The 6,811-nt window shown below is 65.1% G+C and carries 6 protein-coding genes; 3 read left to right on the top strand and 3 right to left on the bottom strand.

What is annotated here, in order from left to right; translation table 11 throughout:
* Positions 1 to 747 (top strand): zinc-binding dehydrogenase (locus JHD07_RS09570; protein WP_291621387.1); only part of this gene is annotated, 747 nt, incomplete at its 5' end.
* Positions 748 to 752: 5 nt separating this feature from the next.
* Here the strand turns inward: JHD07_RS09570 and ppk2 are convergent.
* Both ppk2 and JHD07_RS09560 read right to left on the bottom strand, forming a co-directional pair.
* The gene (ppk2, locus tag JHD07_RS09565; RefSeq protein WP_291621385.1) at positions 753 to 1,673 is read right to left on the bottom strand and encodes a polyphosphate kinase 2; all 921 of its coding nucleotides are present in this window, start codon (positions 1,671 to 1,673) and stop codon (positions 753 to 755) included.
* A gap of 86 nt (positions 1,674 to 1,759) precedes the next feature.
* Positions 1,760 to 2,221 (bottom strand): Lrp/AsnC family transcriptional regulator, encoded by a 462-nt coding sequence (locus tag JHD07_RS09560; protein ID WP_131866897.1) that lies wholly within the window; start codon positions 2,219 to 2,221, stop codon positions 1,760 to 1,762.
* A gap of 131 nt (positions 2,222 to 2,352) precedes the next feature.
* Here JHD07_RS09560 and JHD07_RS09555 point away from each other — a divergent pair, with 131 nt between their 5' ends.
* Positions 2,353 to 4,716 (top strand): transketolase, encoded by a 2,364-nt coding sequence (locus tag JHD07_RS09555; RefSeq protein ID WP_291621379.1) that lies wholly within the window; start codon positions 2,353 to 2,355, stop codon positions 4,714 to 4,716.
* A 284-nt stretch (positions 4,717 to 5,000) separates the two neighbouring features.
* Positions 5,001 to 6,431 (top strand): aldehyde dehydrogenase family protein, encoded by a 1,431-nt coding sequence (locus JHD07_RS09550; protein WP_291621377.1) that lies wholly within the window; start codon positions 5,001 to 5,003, stop codon positions 6,429 to 6,431.
* A 192-nt stretch (positions 6,432 to 6,623) separates the two neighbouring features.
* Here the strand turns inward: JHD07_RS09550 and JHD07_RS09545 are convergent.
* Positions 6,624 to 6,811: SMP-30/gluconolactonase/LRE family protein (locus tag JHD07_RS09545; protein WP_291621375.1), on the bottom strand; the 188-nt coding region annotated here is incomplete at its 5' end.

Raw genomic sequence — 6,811 nt, 5'->3', positions numbered from 1 at the left:
TCCAACGACAATGTCGGCGGCTACGCCGAGGCGATGCTGCTCAGCGAAGCCTTGTTGCTCGAAGTGCCCAATGGTCTTGCGCCCGAACATGCCGCGCTCACCGAGCCGCTGGCGGTCGGCGTCCACGCCGTGGCCAAGGCAAACATTCGAGGCGGCGAGGTGCCGCTCGTGATCGGCTGCGGCCCGGTCGGCCTCGCGGTGATCGCCGCGCTCAAGCTCAGAGGGCTGCACCCGATCGTCGCCGCCGACTATTCGCCGGCGCGGCGCGCCCTGGCCGCCAGGCTCGGCGCGGACGTCGTGGTCGATCCCAAGGTGTCGCAGCCCTATGCGAACTGGGCCGAGCACGCGCAGATGTCAGAGGCCGAGAAGGCGGCGCGGCCGCCGTTCCAGTCCATGCTGCCGGCGCTGAAGCCCGCGATCATCTTCGAATGCGTCGGCGTGCCCGGCCTGTTGCAGCAGGTGTTCGAGGGCGCTCCGCGCGATGCGCGCATCGTCGTGGTCGGCGTCTGCATGGAGAGCGACCGAAGCGAGCCCATGCTCGGCATTATGAAGGAGCTCAACGTCCAATACGTGCTCGGCTACACGCCGGACGAATTCGCCAACTCACTGCGCCTGATCGCGGAAGGGCAGGTCGATGCGGCTGCGATGGTGACGGCCGAAGTCGGCCTCGACGGAGTCGCCAAGGCGTTTGCCGACCTCGCCAACCCCGAGGCGCACACCAAGATCATCGTGCAGCCGTGGCGGTAGGAGTGTCAATATTTCGCCGGCACGTACATCTCCGGCGGAACCGGGCCTCGCTGATAGTCTGGGTTGCGTACGCGCGGCGGCAGCGTCACCGGAGCCCGCACGACCTCCTGGTACGGGATCTGAGTCAATAGATGCGCGATGCAGTTGAGCCGGGCGCGCTTCTTGTCCACGGCATCGACGATCCACCACGGGCTATCCGGCAGATGCGTGTGCTCCAGCATCGTCTCCTTGGCCTTGGTGTAGGCCTCCCAGCGACTGCGGGACTCGACGTCCATCGGGCTCAGCTTCCACTGCTTGAGGGGATCCTTGATGCGCATGGTGAAGCGGAACTGCTGCTCGTCATCGGTGATCGAAAACCAGTACTTGACCAGGATGATGCCTGAGCGGATCAGCATGCGCTCGAATTCCGGCACTGACTTGAAGAACTCCTGATACTCGTCCTCCGAGCAGAAGCCCATCACGCGCTCGACGCCGGCGCGGTTGTACCAGCTGCGGTCGAACAGCACGATCTCGCCGCCGGCCGGCAGGTGCGCGACGTAGCGCTGGAAATACCATTGCGTGCGCTCGCGCTCGTTCGGAGCGGGGAGCGCCGCGACGCGGCAGATGCGCGGATTGAGTCGTTGCGTGATGCGCTTGATGACGCCGCCCTTGCCGGCGGCATCGCGGCCCTCGAACAGCACCACGACTTTCTTCCGCTCGCTCTGCACCCAGTCCTGGAGCTTGATCAACTCGCCCTGGAGGCGAAGCAGTTCCCGGAAATAGAGCCTGCGATCGACCGTCGGACTCAACGTTCCGGTCTCATCGAGAAGCTCGTCGAGACGGGCATCATCCAGCTCCATCTCCAGTTCCTCGTCGAGATCGTCGGCCATTTCCCGGATGATGCGCTCGCGCTTGGAGATCTGGGATTTGGGATCGGGTGTGGTCATGGGTCCTTCTCTCGGCTCGATACCGGTCACAACGACCATCGACGGGGTTTGTTGCGACCTTGTGACAATGTGCGATGCCGCTGAGGTCACACCGGCAGCGCGATCGAATATTTCACCTGGCTGAGCGCAAAGCTCGATTCGATCGAGGCGATGCCGTCGAGCCGGGTCAGCTTGGTCTTGAGGAACGTCTCGTAGGAGGCGAGGTCGGCTGCGACAACACGCAGCAGATAGTCGCGGTTGCCGGTCATCAGATAGCACTCCAGCACCTCGTCCCATTTCGAGATGGCGCGGGCGAAGCGGTTGAGGTCCTCTTCCTTCTGGCGCGCCAGCTTGATCGAGATGAAGACGCTGACATGCAGCCCCAGCGCCTTCTGGTCCACGGTCGCGATATATCGCGAGATCACGCCGCGCTCCTCCAGCAGCTTGACGCGGCGGTGGCAGGGCGAGACCGAGAGTCCGACCTTGTCGGCAAGCTCCTGCATGGTCATCCGGCTGTCGTTCTGGAGATGGCCGAGGATTTTCCGGTCGATGGCGTCGAGCTCTGGCATTGGGATGGAACCTGGGTCAGGGGCGTCTGATTGGTAAAATATCCCAATATCGGCCGGTATGGCGCGAAAAATTGAGAAGTTTGGCACGGCCTGCAGGCGTATGATCAGTGCTTCTTTCCCGGAGCATCGCCATGCCCGTTGACCCCGCTCGCCTCGACATCCTGACCGCGCTGGCCCGCAAGGCGCTGTGGCTGTCGTCCTGGACCATCCACCACGCCAACCACATCCGTTCCAATGCGGATGGCCTCAAGGTCGGCGGCCACCAGGCCTCGTCCGCCTCGCTCGCCACCATCATGTCGGCGCTGTATTTCCACGTACTGCGCCCGGAGGACCGCGTCGCGGTGAAGCCGCATGCGAGCCCCGTGTTCCACGCCATCCAGTATTTGTTCGGCCGGCAGAGCCGCGAGAAGCTGGAGAATTTTCGCGGCTTCAAGGGCGCGCAGTCCTATCCCTCGCGCACCAAGGACGTCGATGACGTCGATTTCTCCACCGGCTCGGTCGGCCTCGGCGTCGCGCAGACGCTGTTCTCGTCGCTGGTGCAGGATTACGTCAAGGCGCATGGCTGGATGAAGGACCGCCGCGAGGGGCGCATGATTGCGCTCGTCGGCGATGCCGAGATGGACGAGGGCAACATCTTCGAGGCGCTAGCGGAGGGCTGGAAGCACGGCCTGCGCAATACCTGGTGGGTGGTCGACTATAACCGCCAGTCGCTCGATGCCGTCGTGCGCGAAGGTCTGTGGGAAAAGTTCGAGACCATGTTCCGCAATTTCGGCTGGGACGTCGTCATCGTGAAATACGGCCGCCTGATGCGCGAGGCGTTCGCGGAAGCTGGCGGCGAGGCGCTGAAGACGTGGATCGACAATTGCCCGAACGCGCTCTATGCGGCGCTGTGCTTCCAGGGCGGCGCGGCCTTCCGCAAGCATCTCCATGACGAGATCGGCGACCAGGGCCCGATCACCAAGCTGATCGACCGGCGCAGCGACGAGGAGCTGCTCGCGCTGATGTCGAATCTCGGCGGCCACGACATGGCGAGCGTGCTGGAGGCGTTCGACTCCATCGATCACGATCGCCCGGTCTGCTTCATCGCCTACACCATCAAGGGCGTCGGCCTGCCCTTCCAGGGCCACAAGGACAACCACGCCGGCCTGATGACTGTTACGCAGATGGAGAAGTACCGCGAGAGCCAGAACATCCGTCCCGGCCACGAATGGGACAAGTTCGAAGGGCTGACGCAGGATGCGGCCGAACTGGAAGCTTTCCTCGCGCAGGTGCCGTTCAACCGTGACGGCCGCCGCCTCACGGCGCCGGTCGTCGAGGTGCCGCAGCAGCTCGCCTTCAAACCGTCGCCGCAGATGTCGACCCAGCAGGGCTTTGGCCTCGTGCTGAACGAGATCGCGCGCAGCGACAGCGAGCTCGCGAGGCGCATCGTCACGACCTCGCCCGACGTTACCGTCTCGACCAATCTCGGTCCCTGGGTGAACCGCCGCGGCCTGTTCGCGCGCGCCGAGAAGGCGGACCTATTCCGCAGCGAGAAAATTCCCTCGACCTACAATTGGGACGCCTCGCCGAAGGGCCAGCATCTGGAGCTCGGCATCGCCGAGATGAACCTGTTCATCATGCTCTCGGCGCTCGGCCTGTCGCACCAGATCAACGGCGAGCGGCTGCTCCCGGTCGGCACGCTCTACGATCCCTTCATCGAGCGCGGGCTCGATGCGCTGAACTATGCCTGCTACCAGGATGCGCGCTTCATGGTGGCGGCCACGCCCTCCGGCATCACGCTTGCGCCCGAGGGCGGCGCGCATCAATCGATCGCGACGCCGCTGATCGGCATGGCGCAGGATGGGCTGGCTTCGTTCGAGCCGGCCTTCGTCGACGAGCTCGCCGTGATCATGGCTTTCGGCTTCGAGCACATGCAGCGCGACCCTGGCGAGGGCGGCTCGGTCTATCTGCGCCTCTCGACGCGCGCAATCGAGCAGGCGCAGCGGATCATGACACCGGAGTTGCAGCAGGGCATCACCGACGGCGCCTATTGGCTGCGCAAGCCTGGCCCCAATGCCGAAGTCGTGATCGCCTATACCGGCGCGGTCGCGCCCGAGGCGATCGAGGCGACCGGCTTCATCGGCGAGAGCCGCCGCGACATCGGCCTGCTTGCGATCACCTCGGCCGACCGTCTCCACGCCGGCTGGACCGCGGCGCGAAAATTGCGGCGCGACCGGCGTGGCGTGCAGCATCTCAGCCATATCGAAAAGCTGCTCGCGCCGCTTTCGCGCGACTGCGGCATCGTGACCGTGATCGATGGCTATCCGTCAGCGCTCGGCTGGCTCGGCAGCGTCCGCGGTCATCGTGTCGAGGCGCTCGGCGTCGAGCAGTTCGGCCAGACCGGCAGCATCGCCGACCTTTACCGGTACTACGGCATCGACGCCAACGCCATCATCGATGCGGCGGAAAGCCTCACCACCGGCGCGCCGGTGCTGCACCGGAAGATGGCGGTGTAGCTAAGTCGTCATTCCGGGGCGCGCGTGAGCGCCAACTATGGTGCGCAATCGCGCACCTGAGAATCCATCGGGCCTCAGTCCAGGTGGTGAAATGGATTCCGGGCTCGCGGCGTCGCCGCGCCCCGGAATGACTGCGGGGCCATCTTGCCTCGTTCCCGCCATCGGCTCATATACCTCCGCCCGCCGCAACGCTGGCCCCGCATATGGCGGGTTCAATTGCCGGCGCTTTCGTGCAAGGATGCCTGCCGAAACGCCCCCTCCAAGCCCCCAAGAAGAGGTTAACGATGGTCAATCGCATGCAATTCTACATCGACGGCGCCTGGGTCGATCCCGCCGTCAAGAAGTCCACCGCCGTGGTCAATCCGGCGACGGAAGAGGCGATGTACGAGGTTGCGCTGGGCTCCAAGGCCGACGTGGACAAGGCGGTCGCCGCCGCCAAGCGCGCCTTCACGACCTTCTCCCAGACCAGCCGCGACGAGCGCGTCGCGCTGCTCAGCAAGGTCATCGAGGTCTACAAGGGCCGCCTCAAGGAGATCGGCGCCGCCGTCTCCGACGAGATGGGCGCACCGCTGCCGATGGCGGAGAAGCTGCAGGCCGGCGCCGGTCTCGGCCATCTCATGACCACGCTCGACGTGCTCAAGAACTATCATTTCGAGGAGCCGGTTGGCACCGCCATGGTGCTGCGCGAGCCGATCGGCGTGGTCGGCATGATCACGCCCTGGAACTGGCCGCTGAACCAGATCGCCTGCAAGGTCGCGCCCGCGCTCGCCGCTGGCTGCACCATGATCCTGAAACCCAGCGAGTTCACGCCGACCTCGGCGCTGATCTTCGCGGAAATCCTGCATGAAGCCGGCGTGCCCAAGGGCGTGTTCAACCTCGTCAACGGTCTCGGCCCCGAGGTCGGCGCCGCCATGAGCGAGCATCCTGACATCGACATGATCTCCTTCACCGGCTCGACCCGCGCCGGCATCGATGTTGCCAAGCGCGCCGCGCCGACCGTGAAGCGCGTCAGCCAGGAGCTCGGCGGCAAGTCGCCGAACGTCATCCTCGAAGGCGCCGACCTCACCAAGGCGGTGACCGGTGGCGTGATGCACATGTTCAACAACTCCGGCCAGTCCTGCAACGCGCCCTCGCGCATGATCGTGCCGCTGTCGAAGATGAAGGAAGTCGCCGCGATCGCGAAGGCCGTCGCCGACAAGACCAAGGCCGGCGATCCCCGCGCCGAAGGCACCACCATCGGACCCGTGGTCAATCGCGGCCAGTGGGACAAGATCCAGGGCCTGATCAAGAAGGGCATCGACGAGGGCGCAACGCTCGTCGCCGGCGGCCCGGGCCTGCCCGAAGGCGTCAACAAGGGCTTCTATGTCCGCCCGACCATCTTCGCCGACGTCACCCCTGATATGACGATCGCCCGCGAGGAGATCTTCGGACCGGTGCTGACCATCATCGGCGCCAAGGACGAAGCCGACGCGGTGCAGATCGCCAACGACACGCCCTACGGCCTTGCCGGATATGTCTACGGTCCGTCGGTCGAGGACGCCAAGCGGGTCGGCCGTCAGATCCGCGCCGGCAACGTCAACCTGCAGGGCGTGCCCAACGACCGCACCGCGCCGTTCGGCGGCTACAAGCAGTCCGGCAACGGCCGCGAGTGGGGCAAGTTCGGCCTCGAGGACTTCCTCGAAGTGAAGGCCGTCGCCGGCTTCAACGCGGCGTAATCGTTCGCGCGACAAACCAAACGCCGGAGTGGGCAACCGCTCCGGTGTTTTTCGTTGTCTATCTCTGTCGTCATTCCGGGGCGTCGCGCAGCGAAGAGCCCGGAATCCATTCACCCACCAACTCCGTGGCCTGATGGATTCCGGGCTCGCGCCGAAGAGGCGCGCCCCGGAATGACGCCAGAGAGAGATTTGCTATCCCCCCACCGCCCCCTGGGTGTTCACATACAGCGCATAGATCGACTGGCTCGCGGCCATGAACAGGCGGTTGCGCTTGAGGCCGCCGAAGCAGACATTGGCGCAGCGTTCGGGTAGCGCGACGCGGCCGATCATGACGCCGTCGGGTGCGAACACCACGACGCCGTCGAGTTCGGGATCGCCCA

The sequence above is a fragment of the Bradyrhizobium sp. genome, from assembly GCF_016462955.1.
In the GTDB taxonomy this organism is placed as follows: Bacteria; Pseudomonadota; Alphaproteobacteria; order Rhizobiales; family Xanthobacteraceae; genus Bradyrhizobium.
Note: the sequence above shows the minus strand (reverse complement) of the source record. Positions and strands in the feature narration are given on the sequence as shown.